Origin of the sequence: Ichthyobacterium seriolicida (assembly GCF_002369955.1) — a bacterium.
Lineage (GTDB): Bacteria > Bacteroidota > Bacteroidia > Flavobacteriales > Ichthyobacteriaceae > Ichthyobacterium > Ichthyobacterium seriolicida.
The window spans coordinates 554,039-570,806 of record NZ_AP014564.1 but is presented as its reverse complement, the minus strand read 5'-3'; the positions used below and the strand labels follow the sequence as shown (position 1 = coordinate 570,806).

General features: G+C 33.3%; 14 protein-coding genes and 1 pseudogene. 9 read left to right on the top strand and 6 right to left on the bottom strand.

Features of this window, described 5'->3' with window-relative positions; all coding sequences use genetic code 11:
* Positions 1 to 4 precede the first annotated feature (4 nt).
* Genes JBKA6_RS02170 through JBKA6_RS02160 form a run of 3 tightly spaced genes read left to right on the top strand, consistent with a single transcriptional unit; the run spans position 5 to position 3,272 of the window.
* Positions 5 to 1,273, top strand: a complete 1,269-nt coding sequence (locus tag JBKA6_RS02170; protein WP_157776883.1) for a hypothetical protein — start codon at positions 5 to 7, stop codon at positions 1,271 to 1,273.
* Positions 1,274 to 1,278: 5 nt separating this feature from the next.
* Complete coding sequence (locus JBKA6_RS02165) at positions 1,279 to 1,545, top strand: DUF4212 domain-containing protein (RefSeq protein WP_096685419.1); 267 nt, start codon at positions 1,279 to 1,281, stop codon at positions 1,543 to 1,545.
* Positions 1,546 to 1,574: 29 nt separating this feature from the next.
* Positions 1,575 to 3,272 (top strand): sodium:solute symporter family protein, encoded by a 1,698-nt coding sequence (locus tag JBKA6_RS02160; protein ID WP_096685417.1) that lies wholly within the window; start codon positions 1,575 to 1,577, stop codon positions 3,270 to 3,272.
* Positions 3,273 to 3,335: 63 nt separating this feature from the next.
* Here the strand turns inward: JBKA6_RS02160 and JBKA6_RS02155 are convergent.
* Positions 3,336 to 4,031: pseudogene (locus JBKA6_RS02155) on the bottom strand (IS1595 family transposase).
* A gap of 208 nt (positions 4,032 to 4,239) precedes the next feature.
* On the bottom strand, positions 4,240 to 4,446 hold the full coding sequence (locus JBKA6_RS02150) for a hypothetical protein (RefSeq protein ID WP_096685415.1): 207 nt from the start codon (positions 4,444 to 4,446) through the stop codon (positions 4,240 to 4,242).
* A gap of 228 nt (positions 4,447 to 4,674) precedes the next feature.
* On the opposite strand from JBKA6_RS02150, the gene JBKA6_RS02145 reads away from it, so the two are divergent.
* From JBKA6_RS02145 to JBKA6_RS02135, 3 genes are all read left to right on the top strand, one after another.
* Positions 4,675 to 5,946 (top strand): dihydroorotase, encoded by a 1,272-nt coding sequence (locus JBKA6_RS02145; RefSeq protein ID WP_096685413.1) that lies wholly within the window; start codon positions 4,675 to 4,677, stop codon positions 5,944 to 5,946.
* Between the two features lie 44 nt (positions 5,947 to 5,990).
* Entirely contained in the window at positions 5,991 to 7,100 is a 1,110-nt protein-coding gene (locus JBKA6_RS02140; RefSeq protein ID WP_096685411.1) for a BT_3928 family protein, read from the top strand.
* 168 nt (positions 7,101 to 7,268) lie between these two features.
* Positions 7,269 to 8,393, top strand: coding sequence for a 3-deoxy-D-manno-octulosonic acid transferase (locus tag JBKA6_RS02135; RefSeq protein WP_157776882.1), 1,125 nt, complete (start codon positions 7,269 to 7,271; stop codon positions 8,391 to 8,393).
* Positions 8,394 to 8,430: 37 nt separating this feature from the next.
* Here JBKA6_RS02135 and JBKA6_RS02130 read toward each other — a convergent pair whose 3' ends face one another.
* On the bottom strand, positions 8,431 to 9,255 hold the full coding sequence (locus tag JBKA6_RS02130; protein ID WP_096685407.1) for a DUF4369 domain-containing protein: 825 nt from the start codon (positions 9,253 to 9,255) through the stop codon (positions 8,431 to 8,433).
* Positions 9,256 to 9,773: 518 nt separating this feature from the next.
* Here JBKA6_RS02130 and JBKA6_RS08070 point away from each other — a divergent pair.
* The 3 genes from JBKA6_RS08070 to JBKA6_RS08060 are packed head-to-tail and all read left to right on the top strand — an operon-like array spanning position 9,774 to position 11,037.
* Positions 9,774 to 10,343: a transposase gene (locus JBKA6_RS08070; RefSeq protein WP_394340190.1), complete on the top strand. Its 570-nt coding sequence runs from the start codon at positions 9,774 to 9,776 to the stop codon at positions 10,341 to 10,343.
* A gap of 45 nt (positions 10,344 to 10,388) precedes the next feature.
* Positions 10,389 to 10,964 (top strand): transposase, encoded by a 576-nt coding sequence (locus JBKA6_RS08065; RefSeq protein ID WP_394340182.1) that lies wholly within the window; start codon positions 10,389 to 10,391, stop codon positions 10,962 to 10,964.
* Complete coding sequence (locus JBKA6_RS08060) at positions 10,906 to 11,037, top strand: transposase (RefSeq protein ID WP_394340181.1); 132 nt, start codon at positions 10,906 to 10,908, stop codon at positions 11,035 to 11,037. The genes JBKA6_RS08065 and JBKA6_RS08060 overlap by 59 nt, the downstream gene beginning before the upstream one ends.
* A gap of 159 nt (positions 11,038 to 11,196) precedes the next feature.
* On the opposite strand, the gene JBKA6_RS02120 is transcribed toward JBKA6_RS08060, so the two are convergent.
* The 3 genes from JBKA6_RS02120 to JBKA6_RS02110 form a co-directional block, all read right to left on the bottom strand.
* Positions 11,197 to 12,636: a SusD/RagB family nutrient-binding outer membrane lipoprotein gene (locus JBKA6_RS02120; RefSeq protein ID WP_157776881.1), complete on the bottom strand. Its 1,440-nt coding sequence runs from the start codon at positions 12,634 to 12,636 to the stop codon at positions 11,197 to 11,199.
* Positions 12,637 to 12,691: 55 nt separating this feature from the next.
* Entirely contained in the window at positions 12,692 to 15,925 is a 3,234-nt protein-coding gene (locus JBKA6_RS02115; protein ID WP_157776880.1) for a SusC/RagA family TonB-linked outer membrane protein, read from the bottom strand.
* A 263-nt stretch (positions 15,926 to 16,188) separates the two neighbouring features.
* Positions 16,189 to 16,761, bottom strand: coding sequence for an anthranilate synthase component II (locus JBKA6_RS02110; protein ID WP_096685401.1), 573 nt, complete (start codon positions 16,759 to 16,761; stop codon positions 16,189 to 16,191).
* Between the last annotated feature and the right edge of the window lie 7 nt (positions 16,762 to 16,768).

Here is a 16,768-nt window from a genome sequence, read left to right as displayed (position 1 = left end):
AGATATGAAAAAATATTATTTTTTAATCCTATTCCTACTTTCATTTCGAATGGGTTTTTCTCAGGAAGATAAAATAGATGATGAATTAGATAAACGTTATCCACTTTTATTTAAATTAAATGAATCGGGCTCTAAATTTTTGAGTCTAACTATTTGGAATACTTTTCGAGCTGGCATAAAAAAGATTGGAACCAGAGATCAAAAAAATTTTTTAGATTTTAAAGGTTCAAATATTTTCGTTTATGGTCAATTTTCTCCTAGATTTATGGTAATGACAAGTATAGGTTCACGGTCGTTTAATGCTCAAAATACCGGTGTAGATGGAGAGTCAAAAGCTATGGTGTTTTTAAACGATGCCACAGGAGAGTATATGGTCATAGATAAAAAGATGTATATAGGACTAGGACTACATTATTGGTGCGGTATATCTAGAGCACAAGTAGGATCTGGCAATAGCGCCATGACAATGGGCGGTCCTAATGATAGAGTATGGTTAAATTATGGTAGAACAGGACAGGCTGTAAGAGAAATTGGAGTTTTTATCAAAGGATCTCTCTCAGATAAATTGAAGTATTCCTTTACTATAAATGATTCTGAAAATTCATACGTTGTAAATGATGACACTCCTATATCAAAAGATGTGTCGGCTTATGCTGGGGCATATATCTCACCTAAGGTCTCTAACTCGGAGAAATCTAGATTGAATTATACTTCTAGATTAGAATATCAATTCTTGGATGAAGAAGGCGATAAATTCCCTTTTAAGTCTGGGAGTACTTTCAGTAAAAAAGGAAATGTTTTCAATGTTGGAGCAGGCATTTGGTATCATCCCAATGCGTCTATTACTTTAAGGGATAAATTATCTCCTATAACAAAGATTTCTGAGATAAAAAACGTAAACCAGATAGAATATCAAGATGCTTTACATTTTTCAGTAGATGCTTATTTAGATATGAAAGGATTAACAGCTTATGCGCTTTTTCAAGACACTAATTATGGGAAGAATGCAAGAGGTTATAGATTCACAGGATCTAATACTACATTGACATTAGGTTATTTTTTAGAGGACTTTAATCTTCAGCCTTATGCTTCTTATAGTTTTTTACATCCTAGGGTCGATGGATATAATTCTGGATGGGATATGAAATTAGGTATTAATCTTTTGAAACTAGATATATTCTTAAGGGCATCTTTAGAATATAAAATTAATAAATCAGTTGAAGATACTTCTTTAAATAAAAGTTTGATTTTGCAAGTACAATTTGTAATATAAATATTATGGATAAATTAAATGAACAAAAAAATGCAAGTGCTTATTGGAAAGAGAACTTAAAGTACTTGATAGTCCTTTTAGGATTGTGGTTTTTAGTCTCTTATGTATTATCAATTATCCTAAAGGAGGATCTCGATGAAATAAGAATGGGAGGTTTTAAATTGGGGTTTTGGTTTGCTCAACAAGGGTCCATGTTCGTATATGTGATATTAATATTCGTATATGTGTACCTTATGAATAAACTAGACAAAAAATATGGTTACGATGAATAATATTATACACTTTAAAAAATAATAAAGCAATGGATGTACAAATTTGGACTTATATATTGGTCTCTATAACATTTATAGTATACATAGGTATAGCGATTTGGTCTAGGGCAGGATCCACGGAAGATTTCTATGTGGCTGGAGGAGGAATATCCTCTCTATCTAACGGGATGGCCACAGCTGCAGATTGGATGTCTGCTGCTGCCTTTATAAGTGCCCCTGGTATAATTTCCTTTATGGGATACGACGGATCTGTATATCTCATGGGATGGACAGGTGGTTATGTCTTATTGGCTTTGCTTTTGGCTCCCTATTTGAGAAAATTTGGAAAATTTACTGTTCCAGATTTCATAGGGGATAGATATTACTCTAATATAGCTAGAACTGTAGCTGTGTTCTGTGCTCTTATAGTATCTTTCACTTATGTGGCAGGTCAGATGCGTGGAGTAGGTATAGTATTTTCTCGTTTCCTTGAAGTATCTATAGATGCTGGGGTTATAATAGGTATGATAGTGGTCTTGTTCTACGCTGTGTTGGGGGGGATGAAAGGGATTACATATACTCAAGTAGCACAATACTGTATACTAATTTTTGCATTTATGGTTCCTCCTATATTTATATCATTCCAGATGACTGGGAACCCTATACCTCAACTCGGGTTTGGAGGTCAGCTATCAGATGGAACCTACTTATTGGACAAATTAGATGGATTATCCAGAGAATTAGGATTTAACGATTATACTAAGGGGAGCAAGTCCATTTTAGATATGTTGGCTATAACATTCACTTTGATGGCTGGTACTGCTGGACTTCCTCATGTAATAGTTAGGTTTTTCACAGTTAAAAAGGTCAAGGATGCCCGTAAATCTGCTGGATATGCACTATTATTTATAACTATTTTATATGCTACTATTCCTGTTGTAGCTGTTTTTTCTAGGGTTAATCTAATCGAGACTGTTAGTGACAAGCCTTATTCTAGTATGCCTGAATGGTTTAATAAATGGGAAAATACTAAGTTGATCAGTTTTGAGGATAAAAATGGAGATGGAAAGATACAGTATCTAGCAGATAAGAAGAGTAATGAGTTGACATTAGATAGAGATATAATGGTTTTGGCTAGTCCTGAAATAGCTAATCTGCCAAATTGGGTTATAGCTTTAGTGGCATCAGGCGCTCTAGCAGCTGCGTTATCTACTGCAGCAGGGTTATTATTGGTAATCTCTTCTGCTATATCACATGATTTGATAAAAAAACAATTTAATCCTAATATATCGGCAAAAAAAGAATTGATAGCAGCTAGGGTATCTATAATATTATCTGTTTTTGTAGCTGGTTATTTTGGTGTTAATCCACCTGGTTTTGTGGTAGCAACTGTAGCTTTAGCTTTTGGCTTAGCAGCATCTTCATTTTTCCCGGCAATAGTTTTAGGTATATTTTACAAACGAATGAACAAAGAAGGCGCTGTATTTGGAATGGTAATAGGTATGATGTTGATGCTTTACTATATGATAAAGTACAAATTAGGTTGGTTTGATGGAGGGGTAGTTCCAGATGAATCTGAATGGTGGTTTGGTCTTTCTCCAGAAGGTTTTGGCTTAGTGGCTATGTTGGTGAATTTCATCTGCTCTATAGTAATTTCAGCCTTTACTCCAGAACCCCCTGCTAAAGTTCAAGAAATAGTAGAGAACATTAGAATACCAAGTGGAGCAGGAGAGGCTGTTATGCATTAAAATATGTTTCTAATCTAGAAACCCTTTACTGATATTAAGAGAAACCTCTTAAGTTATCTTGAACTAAAAATTAGGTTCAAGATAACTTAAGGGGATTTTTTTTATCCATTTTAACAGATATAAATACAAATTTTCATAGCGATAATTAAATCTCCATTCACACTCTTTTAGATGATAATAAAACTTGTGCTTATGAACTCCTCTAAACCTGGATAATCGAACTTTACATAGTCCCCAAAAATTCTCTATTCCATTAATATGATTTACTCCTTTAGCAAATTCATTTTCACTATGTTTTAATCTATAATGCCTCTTATAACCATAATTTACCAAGCCGTCATAAGACTTAAATCTATCAGTATAAATTTATACTTTCTTTACTTGCTCTGCTCTCTATGATAAGCATTATTACTGATGATGAGCAGTTTTTTACAATTTGTATAAACTTTCCCCTCTCTCTTTAACATACCAAATACAGGAACTTTTCCTCCTGATCCTCGTACCCTTTTTCCCCTAGCTCGTTTAGCTCTAAAATAACTCTCATCTAATTCTATTTCCCCTTGATTAAAGAGACTTTCTTCTTCGCATTTTTGAGCAATTAACAAACGTAATTTGTCAAAAATTTTGTTGATAGTATAACGACTTACATCAGTCAATTTACTAACTTTTTTTGCTTGCTATATCTAGGCAAAATAACCGTAAAATAGACCTGAATTTTGCCTCAGAAATTCTCAAACGAATTATATACTTGTTTTTCATAGGGTTATACACATGTAAATTTACCTTAAGTTGTCTTGAACCTAATTATTTTTGCCAGTCAGATCTATCTCTGATTTGATGTAATAAGAGTTTTTTGACCATTTTAAATCAGATAATTTTGACATAACAAAATTTCCAAATTTAATCCCTTCTCCTATTCTTTAGAGAAGCTAAGCCGTTCTTATTTGTTTTAACATTTAAGTGGACTTTAGAATACAACCTCTTCTTCTAAATCTTTTTCATTTAAAGTGTACAGGGAAATACGAATACTAACCATTGATTCTTTCAACAATTTATTGCCTTTTAGAATTATTACTTGATAGCTCAATTTATCAGGAAAATTAGTGGAAGTAGAGTCGATACTTAGGAACAAGAAAAATATAAGTCCAAAAAGAAGAGAGAGATTAGTATTCATGACGACAAGAATAACCGTTCGAATTAAAACTTTCAGCCCTAATTTTAAAAAAAAACATCACTTATGCAAATGGATATAGTAACGAAAAGCTTTTTAGTAAAATCAAGTCTTTAAAGTATTTTTGGCAAGCGAATTATTAATCGAACTCAGGTTTACAAATAATTTTAAAAATTGGCTAATTTTGACCCCAATATTAAAATTTAGCTCTCTATTTTAAAATAAATCACTATGAGAATACTATTAAAAAATGCTATAATAATAGATTCCGAAAGTTCTCATAATGGTCTTAAGAAAGACATCCTAATAGAGGGTAATACAATAAAAGAGATATCGAATAGTATAAAAATATCCGACGACACTAAAATTGTTGAAGATAATAATTTATACGTATCTACAGGTTGGTTTGACTGTAATGTGAATTTTGGAGAACCAGGCTATGAACACATAGAAACCATAGAATCTGGATTGAATGCTGCCGCAAAAGGCGGCTTTACTTCGGTGGCTGTTATGCCTAATACTGAACCGACAATAGATAATTCTTCAGGAATACATTTCTTAAGAGAAAAATCTAAAGAACATATAGTAGATTTATTTCCCATAGGGGCTTTAACCAAGAAATGTAAAGGAGAAGAATTAGCCGAAAGTTATGATATGGTCGAAGCTGGTGCCATAGCATTTAGTGATAATAAAAACACTGTTACTAACTCTGACACTATGAAATTAGCTCTTTTATACAATAAGGAGCTAGGTAAAAAGGTAATCGCTTTTCCAGATACAAAAGATCTCTCTGGAGGAGCTCATATCAATGAAGGAATAAAATCTACTCAGCTGGGATTGAAAGGGAATCCTTCCCTATCAGAAGAATTACAACTCTCTAGAGATATATCATTAATGAGATATACAAAAGGGAATTTACATATACAAAACATATCTACTCATAATTCTATTTCCTTAATAGAGAATGCTAAAAAAGAAGGAATGCAAATAAGTTGCCATGTGACTCCACATCATATATCTCTTACTGAAGATGAATTAGATGATTTTGACACTCTATTTAAAGTCAAACCTCCTCTTCGTTCAAAAAAAGATGTAGAAGCTCTTAAATTAGCTATAAAGAAAGGAATCATAGATGCTATTTCTTCGGATCACACTCCAATAAATATTGAAGATAAAAAATGTGAATTCGAATATGCCAAACCTGGAACTATAGGCCTAGAAAGCTGTTTTGGGGTGATCAACAGAGAATTAGAAGGTGATATTTCTATAGAAGAGATCATAAACTTGATAAATTCAAATCCTAAAAACATTTTTGGAATAAAAAATACTAAAATAGAAGAGGGGGAAAAAGCTAATCTAACCCTTTTCAACCCAGATATTAAGTGGATTTTTACCGAAAAGGACATAATGTCTAAGTCTAAGAATTCTATGTTTATAAAAAAAGAGTTAAAAGGAAAAGTCATCGGCATATATAACAAAGGACGATTACTCTTAAATGCTTAGCTCATCTTTTAAGTAAGCTCCAAAACTCTTAAAGGCATGATAAAATGAAAATACTAGTTACTCTATCTCGTTTTTTTGTCGGAGGCGTATTCATCTTTTCAGGAATAATAAAACTCAATGATCCATTAGGCCTCTCTTTTAAACTCTATGAATACTTTAGTCCAAGCGTTTTTGACATTCCTTTTTTAGTAGATAAAACTCTGCCTATAGCCTTCTCTTTAATAGTGTACGAGATATTATTGGGCACTTTGCTAATCATCGGTTTTAGACCTAAGATTACCATATACAACCTCTTAGGATTGACCGTATTTTTCGCCTTTTTGACTTTCTATTCTGCGTACTTCAACAAAGTAACCGACTGTGGATGCTTTGGAGATGCTATAAAATTAACACCTTGGCAATCCTTTTATAAGGATATTATACTCTTATTCTTCATACTGATCATATGTTTCGGAATAAAATATTGCAAAGCGCTTTTTAGTAAAAAAGTATCTGAAGGGATTGTGTTATTCACTTTAATAAGTGCCTTAGCAATTGGAATATACATAATCTCTTTTCTGCCCATAAAAGACTTCAGGCCTTATTCCATAGGAACGGATATTTTAAAAGAAATAGATAGATCTGAGCGAGAAGATCCAGATATTTACGAGATGAAATGGATCTATAGAGTAGATGGAAAAGACAAAGTGTTTTCTACAGAACAAGAGCCTTGGAATATAGAAGGCGCCGAATTCGTAGATAGAAAGAGGATTCTAATAAAAAAAGGTTATGAATCGCCTATAAAAAACTTCTACCTATTATCTAAGGAAGATAAAGATCTGACATCTGAATTACTACAAAGAGAAAATCTGATATTAATAACCTCTTATGAACCTTTTGAGATAGAAGGAGAAACTCAAAAAGAGTTAATCAAATGGAGAGATGATTTTATCAAACAAGGTGTGGAAATATACTTTTTATTGCCCATTAGTACTATGGGTAAAGCCTCAAATAGCTATACTCTAGATAATCTAGAGCTGTATATGGATGACACTACTCTAAAGACAATAATAAGAGCTAACCCAGGAGTAATACTCTTAAATAAAGGTGTGATAATAGGAAAATGGAGTTTGAGAGATATAAAAAAAGCTTATGATTTAACTTTAAAACAGTAATCCCAGATTCTGAGATTCACACACATTTTTTTCTAAAAAAAACATATCTCTTTGTATTTTATCTATAATATAATTGTCAACACTTCAGGCATTTTAATAAATATTCTATCGTTATTCAGCCCGAAAATTAAAAAGTTTGTAGAGGGAAGAATCGATTGGGATAAAAAAATGCGTAGAGATTTTTATAGAAAAAAAAATGTAATCTGGTTTCACTGTGCTTCTTTAGGTGAATTTGAACAAGCCAGACCTCTCATAGAACTTTTCAAAAAGGGAAATAATAAAATATTGTTGAGTTTTTTTTCTCCTTCGGGTTATGATGTAGTACATAAGTCTTATTCCAAAGCCGACTATATATGTTACCTCCCTTTAGACACTATAAAAAATGTCAATACATTTCTAGAAATAGCCAATCCCGAGGCGGTTATTTTTATAAAATATGAATTCTGGTTTTGCTTTATAAATACTTTACACAGTAGGAAAATACCAACGTTTATAGTGTCGGCTATTTTTAATAGAAATCAGATGTTTTTTAAGTGGTATGGAAATTTTATGAGAGAAGGGATAAAAAAATTCACACATTTTTTTGTTCAAGATGAAGGGTCAAAAAAGCTGCTTGAATCTATAGGAATAGACAGTGTAACAGTGTCTGGAGATACTCGTTTTGACAGAGTTATAGAGATAGCTAGAAAATCTTCCCATATAGGGGAAATTGAAAAATTTAAAGGTGAAAAAATATTATTAATAGCAGGAAGTACCTCAAAGCCTTGTGAAAAATTACTGACTCATATTATAAATAATGATAATTGTAATATGAAATTCATAATAGCTCCACATGAGATAACAAAAAGAAATATTCAAGAATTAAAAAATAATATAAAATCTAAATATGTACTTTTTTCTGAGATAAACCGACAAGATATATCCCTCTATGATGTATTAATATTAGACAACGTAGGCATGCTAAGTGCCGTATATAAATACGGTGATATCAGCTATATAGGAGGAGGATTAGAAAAAAGAGAACTTCACAATATAATGGAACCTGCAGCATTTGGACTTCCTATAATAATAGGGAAAAACTACCATAATTTTTTAGAAGCTGTAAAAATGGTTGAGGAAAATGCAGCTTTCCCAATAGAAAATAACGTTACTTCATTGGGAGATATTATAAAAAAACTACTCGATGGTGATATTAGGAAGGAAGCTGGACAAAGAGCCTTAAAATTTGTTGAAAATAACAGGAGTGACCTAAAAAAAATAATCCACATTATTGATAAAAATACAAATCAATAATATGGATTATCTCTAAATTTAGATAGAATCTTAAAATCTATTTGTCATGATTATGACCATCGTGGTCCTCATGATTTTCGTGGTTATCTTCTTTAGAATCAGAATTTTTAGTGTGGTCTTCATCTTTGTTATCAGCGTTTTTCTCATCTTCTTGAGATTCAGATTCCTCTATTCTATCTCTTACTTCTTGAGCAAAACTGGTTTTCTTTACATCATCACTTAAAATACCGTAGTATTCTTTCAACTCGGAATTAGATATGCCCCTCAATGTTTTCAAAATAAAAGCTGAAACTGGACTATCAGGATTCTCCTTTATAAAAGAAACAGATATCTCAGAAATTTGACTCTCCATCTCTTTGTATTTCTCCATCATTTTTTTCTCTACCTCCATAGCCAATAGAGTGTCGTTTTGATTTACAGCCTCCATATATTTGTCTTGTAACTCTTTGCTGCTTGATAGTTCTATACTTTCAACTTTTTCAACCAATTTTTTAAACAGTTCATCAGTAGCAGAACCTTTTACATTTGCTCTTTCTATACTGTCGATAGGTATGACTACAGATACATCATCAGCCCCCATAAAAATTGCCGCATACCTGCCTTTATGAGCTTGTAACTCTATAAATAATAGTCCTTGTTCAACTTTTTTTCCTGAAAAGGAAAATTTATTATCACTTGATATCTTCGTGCTATCTAGGATAACGCTACCTATATTTTTTTTCATTTCCAGCAAATGAACATCTCTACTGAGAGAATCTAATGTCCCTAATACCTCTCCTTTAATAGTAAAACTATTATTGTTGTTGGAACAATTTGTAAATAACCCCAGTAAAACTAGGAATACACATGCTTTTTTTATCATTTCAAGTTACTTTAATTTATTGTTTAATATGATATTATTGAGTTTTATTTTAAACTAAAAAAGGGAAGCTAAAGAAATTTCTTAGCTCTTGCCCCTCAAAGAAGTGCAAATAAACAACTATTTTTTCATAAAAGATTGCTGTCTAAAGACTAAAAAATAAAAATAGGTTTAACCCGGATTATTCACAGTCATATTAAAATAGATTAGACGTGATATTTTTTCCTTAACTTTTTTGTTAATAGAAGAAGCTGTCTCAAAACCGAGGCAGTTTTTTTGTTTGAAAGTGTAGTTTTTTACCCGTTAGTTTATCTCACTAACTGATTGATAATCAAAATAGTATGAATACAAATTTCAGGGACTACAACCAATGACAAAATTGGCTTTTTCCGCCTAGTATCGAAGAATTGATTCCTGCAGATCATCCTGTGCGAGTTGTCAATGGTGTGATTGAACAACTAAACCTCAATTTGTTGATTTCTGAGTACAGTAAAGAAGGGAAACCAAGCTACCATCCTAAGATGATGCTCAAAGTAATGGTATATGCCTACATGGATAACACCTATTCTTCAAGAAAAATTGAGAAAGCAATGCGTGAAAACATCATTTATATGTGGCTTTCAGCTCAACAGGTAGTAGATCACAATACCATTGCTCGTTTCCGTAGTAAAAAACTCAAGACCATTTTTAAAGATATTTTCAAACAAGTGGTCTTGTTATTGGCAGATGAAGCCTTGTTAACACTCAAGGAAGTCTTTACAGATGGGACTAAAATTGAATCCATGGCTGGACGTTATACTTTTGTTTGGGGTAATGCGATTAAGACTCGTAAAGAGAAAATGTCCGAGCAACTGGAAAATATGTGGCAGTATGCTCAGAGTATCGCAGATGAAGAAGATCTAGATCCTACTCCTCAAGACTTTAGCAAGATTGATAAAGAGAAAGTAGAAAAGACGGCTACTAAAATCAATAAGATACTCAAAGGTAATACCAAAGCAAGCAGTAAAGCCAAAGCCAAGGCACGCTATATGGAAAAGAATTTCCCAATCAACCTTGAAAAGTATCAGCAACAAGAACAAATGATATCATAGCGTAACAGTTATAGTAAAACGTATCCTGACGCTACCTTTATGCGCATGAAAGAAAATCATATACTCAATGGTCAATTAAAACCAGGGTATAATGTTCAAAATCAATCATTTCCAAAATACCTTAGTGCAGATGCTGGTTATGGGAGTGAAAAAAAATGCCAATACCTAGAAGATGTTGAAATAAGTGGTTATGTCAAGTATAACACTTTTGATAAAGAGCAACGGACTTATAAATCTAATCAAAAGAAAATCTCTAAAGTTGACTTTCATAGAGATAATCTTCATTATAATGAACAAGGGGATTACTATATGTCCTATGTGGGCCAAAGAATAGAGAAAATCTATGAACGAGAGAATACAACAAAATCAGGTTACAATCAAACCTTGAGCGTATATGAGGCACAAAATTGTCAAGAATGTTCACTACGAGGGCTTTGCCATAAATCAAAGTACAATAGAAGGATAGAACGTAACGATCATCTTGAAAGACAAAAGAATATAATGCGTAATAGGCTCAAGAGTAATGAAGGTCAAAATAGACGTAAAAAAAAGAACATCAGATGTGGGACCTGTCTTCGGATATATCAAATCAAGCCGAAATTTCGAGAGATTTACACATAAAAGGATGAAAAAAGCAGAATTAGAATTTGGATTACATGCTTTAGCACACAATCTTCGAAAAAAGGTATCATAAAAAAGAACTTCCTTTTAAAAGGAAAGTAAAATATAGCGCTACATACCAAAAATTAAAAAACCGCCTCATTTCATTAATGAGACGGCTTCTTTGGCTAATTATAAGCTGATTAATTTAAAACAAACAGCTCTAATACAGTTGAAACAAGGTAAGAACTGCCTAATATTTATCCCAAAATAACTTGGTGTCTAAATTATCTCCACCTATAGCACTACTTGCTTGTTCGTATGATTTTTTATTCAAATTCTGCTCAGAAACTGGATAAGTATATCTATACGGCGGTTGACTGATACCTCCAAAAGGCTCAGCTGCTGGTGCTAACTCAGGATAATCTAACCTTCTCCAGTGCAACCAAGCGGAACTACCTCTATTGTACATAGCTATCCACATTTGAGTACCTATCCTCTCTTTCCATTTTGTAGCATCGTAAACTACTTCAGGTTGTGCCAAATAAGTTGTAGCCTCTGCATCAGTACCTCCAAAAAACACTATTGAAGCAGTGACTCCATCATCATAGTGTTGCTTTGCATCTCCAGCCAAAAAGCCTCTTTGGACAGCTTCTGCTAATAATAATTTTACTTCACTGTAATCAAAGATACGTCCCTTAGCGTCAGCTTTTGTAAACCTATCTGTAACATGAGAATATTCAGAATATGCACTTCCCTTGCCTATCTCCCCTCCTAAATACTTGTTAGGACTAACCGGAGTACATAGCTTAGATATTCTAGGGTCGTTTAAGCTCTCCAAAACATCTATAAATGTTTTGGCTATTACGTAGTCATTCCTCCCACTAGCTACCAAAGCTAGATACATCCTATTTTGATTAGGTTGTACAGGCTTGTAATTATAGTAAGCGTTATCAGCACTAGATTCAAATAATCCATAATTATTAGCTTTTACAACTATGTCTTTAGCATAAGTTTCATCTACATCTGCCATAACCAACCCCATTCTAAACATTAGAAAAGCAGCGAATTTTTTCCACCCCAATGTTGTAGTATAAACATTGTCATCAGGGAAGCCGCATGCTTGGGGATTAGCGGATATTGCCTTTATAGCCTTATCTAATTTGCTTATTAAGTCTTTATAAACTGTTTTAGCGTCATCGTACTTAGGAGATAGATTCTCTATATCTAAAGCCTCTTTATATGGAATATTCCCAAAAGTTTCTACTAACCTGCTATAAGCAAATACAATATGTATATCCAAAATAGCATCTCTTACTTTTTTCACGGATTCTTTTATCCCCTTATCCTCTTTTAATAATTTTTTAGCTTCATTTAAATTACTTAATCCTCTCATATAAAGATCTTTATACGTATTATGCGGCACATTTCTCCTAGACATGTTGTAATTAGACTCCTGTATATAGGTTGTTTGTTGTAAGTGCTGAACCCATAATCTGCTATTATTAGTATTGTCACTAATATCCAAAAGATTATTCACAATACGATTCTGAGCCCGTAAATACAAAGAATTAATAGTTGTTCTGCCTAAAATCTTGTCATTTTTATTCATATCTGTTATATCTGTCATGTAATCGTGTTTACATCCAAACACAAATAAAAGTGCTAAAAAAAGGATTATTTTATTTTTCATATTATTTATAAATTTTATGTAGGACATAGTCGCTTTACTTTTCATATTTTTTTTCTTAAAAATTAATTTTAACATTGAAAGCTAATTCCCTAAACACAGGCAATGATCCGATACTAATACCTTGTACATTACCAGCACCTAAGGCAGATTCAGGGTCAGCATGAGGTAGGTTTTTATGCAATATCCACAAGTTAGAACCTACTATACCTAATGTCACTCCCTTTAAAAATTTAATGTTGTCTACAGGTAATTTATACGACAGGGAAACCTCTCTTAACTTTATATATGAAGCATCATATACAAAAGCTTTATGAGGCAAAGCGCCATATCCAAAAGTCCCGTCTACAACTTCAAGCCTAGTTTCATTTTTTGCGCCATCTTCATTTACCCCAGGGTTGATATACCCCCCTCCGTCTGCTATCTTATTTCTAACAGGATTGCCTTTGTCATTAAGGAAGTCTGTCTCTTCATACAGCCCAGTACCCATTCCATACCACATATCTAAAGAGTAAATATCCCCTCCTTGTTGATAATCAAACAAAAAAGACAATGAGACCCCTTTGTAAGAAAAAGTATTAGACCATCCCAATAACCAATCAGGATTTTGATCACCTATCACCTCGTTTACAGTTTTAGTGACTTTATATTTGCCTTTATTAGGACCTTCACTGTGTACTATCTTTTGACCGTTTTTATCGTAGACATAATCCGAACCGTATATAAGACCATAAGGCTCACCTGGAGTAGCTCGTACAGTTACATTACTTTGATAACTTCCAAGAGTAATTTTATCTACACCATCTGCCAGAGAAACTACAAGACTTCTATTCAAAGACCAATTTATAGAAGAAGACCATGAGACAGAACCCATATTCACATTATAGGTGTTTAGAGAGACTTCTAATCCCTTATTTAATATTTCTCCACCATTGATAACTTTATCAGCATAACCAGTTGAAAGACTCACTGGGAGATAAGTAATTTGATCTTTAGATAAATTGTGATAAGCAGCTATGTCTAAACCTAATTTGTTTTCTAAAAACTTTAAATTTAGTCCAAGCTCGTAAGAAGTAGTTTTTTCAGACTTTAAATCTGGATTCATTTTTCTAGAACTAAGAGTAGATACTATACCTCCGTTATTATCTAAAGGCTTATATCTATCTATGAGAACATCATATGGAGCTGGTGCTCCTACCTGAGCAAAATTAAATCTAAGTTTACCAAAAGAGATCGTTGGGATATCAAATAACTCTGTAAATATAAAACTAGTAGACACAGAAGGATAAAAGTACACATTGCTAGCCTTTGGAAGTGTAGAGGATTGATCAACTCTAAAAGCCAAATCCATATATAGATATTTTTTATAGTCGAAAGAAGCATTTGAATAAACAGAATTTAAACCAACCTGCTCCTCATCTTCACGTGGAGGGGCAGTATCTCGTAGGGAATTACCTAAAAAATAATATCCAGAAACGGCGAGACCTCCTTTAGTATTAGATGAGATATAGCTGACAAAATCTCTTTTTATATTTCCACCAAAAAGACCTACAAAACCTATGTCCTCAGTTATAGGAAAACTAATATTTAATATAGCATCGTAATTTAATATTCTACTAGTTCTACTTCCTCTGAAGTATCCAGAATCAATCTCAATGCCAGAATCGCCAAGATCCATAGCATTACTGCCCTTTGCAATCCTCAGATCCATGTCCATAGAGTATGTGTCTAAAGCCCCTCTGAGCAATGCAGAAACTTTTAACTTATCATAATCTAATATCTTGTAATCCAAAGACATATTACCCAACCATCTATTTCTGTAATCAGTAGTGTAATTTTCATATCTCTCGAAATACATATTATTCCAATATGCAGGCTGAGGATTGCCGTTTTTATCTAAATTAGTATTCCAAGAAATGTTTTTCTTAGTCTTCTCATAAGCCTCTTTTTGTTCTTTTAAATCTACATTGGTCGCCCACCACTGCCTAAACATGGCCATAGTATTCGAGTTGTACCCCATGCGACTCCTCCCTATAGAGCTCTGACGTATATTACTCACAGATAATGTAGAGGATAAATCATCTGTAAACTTATAAGAAGTATTAACAGTAAAATTGTCCTTCTTTAAAGAAGAATTTGGCTCAGAGCCCTTCTCGTCGTGATTTGTATAAGACAATCTATATGTCATGCCTTTATCAGAACCTGATATGCTAAGAGAGTTAGAAAGGGTTATTGGCGTTTCAAAATAAGTTTCTGGACCATTTTCAGCATACTTCCAAGCCCCTTTCTTTTTATATTTTTCCTCTCCAAGACTTTTATATAAAGACCACCAGTGGTATACTTTTTTATCTTCTGAATACGCAGGGCCAAAAGAAGCATCCTGGCCTGTAGCTACGCCACTATTTTTTTCTCCAAAAAAATTACTCCAATCCTTTTCACCATAATAACCAGCGCCATATCCTTTTTGATACTTCGGGAAAGTGCTCCTATCTAGAAGGCCGAAAGAGGTAGAAGAATTAACAGTAATATCCATAGTTTTTTTGCCTATAGTTCCACCTTTTTTGGTGGTTATCATTATCACCCCATTAGCTGCTTGAGATCCGTACAAAACACTAGCTGCCGCTCCTTTTAGAACCTCTACAGATTCTATATCTTCTGGATTAATATCAGAGGCTATATTACCAAAATCTATCGGAACATCACTGTTACTCTCGTTTCTAAAATAGTTCGAAACAGGAACGCCATCTACTACAAAAAGAGCTTGATTACTGCCAGATAAAGAAGAGTTCCCCCTTATAACAACATTGCTACTTCCTCCCATATTGTTAGTCTTGTTTATCCTTACACCGGACACTTTACCAGAAAGAGAATTGGTAATATTACCTGATTTGACAACGTTCATGTTATCTCCAGAAACTTTTTGAACCGAATAGCCCAGAGATTTTTTATCCCTCTTTATTCCCAGGGCTGTAACTACTACATCTTCTAATACCTGAGCGTCACTATCCATAATAACATCAATTGTATTAGAATCTTCTACAACTACAGTGATCGTTCTCATGCCTATAAAAGAAAATTCTAGAACATCACCTTTACTAGCTTCTATAACGTAATTACCGTCATAATCTGAAGAGGTTCCAATGCCACTTCCTTTTACAATAACTGAAACTGCTGGCAAAACCTCGCCGTTGTCTTTAGAGGTTATAGTACCTGATATCTTGGATTTCTGCGCGTAGGAACTCTGAAAAAACAGAATACCTAAAAAAAGTAATAACTTTTGAGTTACATTCATAATAATTATATTTTTATTAAACTTTAACGAATTAACCCATCCTTGATAGGATGGATGGATCAAAAAAACTCTGACCCTTTAAGCATCGAGACAAAAAAGTGCTGGCCAAATGTATAAAAGTGCTGGGCAAATCTATATAAAAAAATCTAACCCAAAAAAATGCTACTAACTGAGAAACGAACAAATAAGCCGTAGAAAGACAGCAAATAAAAGGGTTAATAGAAAATAAAAAAAGTTGCTGAGTTTGAGATTTTAATAAATTATTAGCCCAACTCAATCCAGTTTTTAATCATCCTTCCTCCATAATCGGTTAAGATAGATTCGGGATGAAACTGAAAGCCCTTTACCTTGTACTCTTTATGCCTCAAAGCCATAATGTCACCTTCTTGAGTAGTAGCTATAACCTCCATATTATCTGGAAATTCACAAGGGGAAACCAGCCAAGAGTGATATCTTCCTACCTTTATCTCAGTGGGCAATCCTCTAAATAGAATTTCATCACAAACGGTGATATTTATCTGACTACAAACTCCGTGATACACTTTTTTGCTGTTGAATATACCCGCTCCAAAAACCTCAGCTATGGCTTGATGACCTAAACATATACCCAAAATACTTTTTTTAGAAGCATATCGCTCTATTATAGGCTTTAACATATTTGCCTCATGGGGAACCCCAGGTCCAGGAGATAAGAGTATCCTGTCGTATTTAGCCACAGCATCAAGTGTTATCTGATCGTTTCTAAATACATCTACTTCACCACAAAAATTACTCTTTACCAAATGGCCTAAATTGTAGGTAAAAGAATCGTAATTGTCTAATACTAAACATCTCATGCCATAA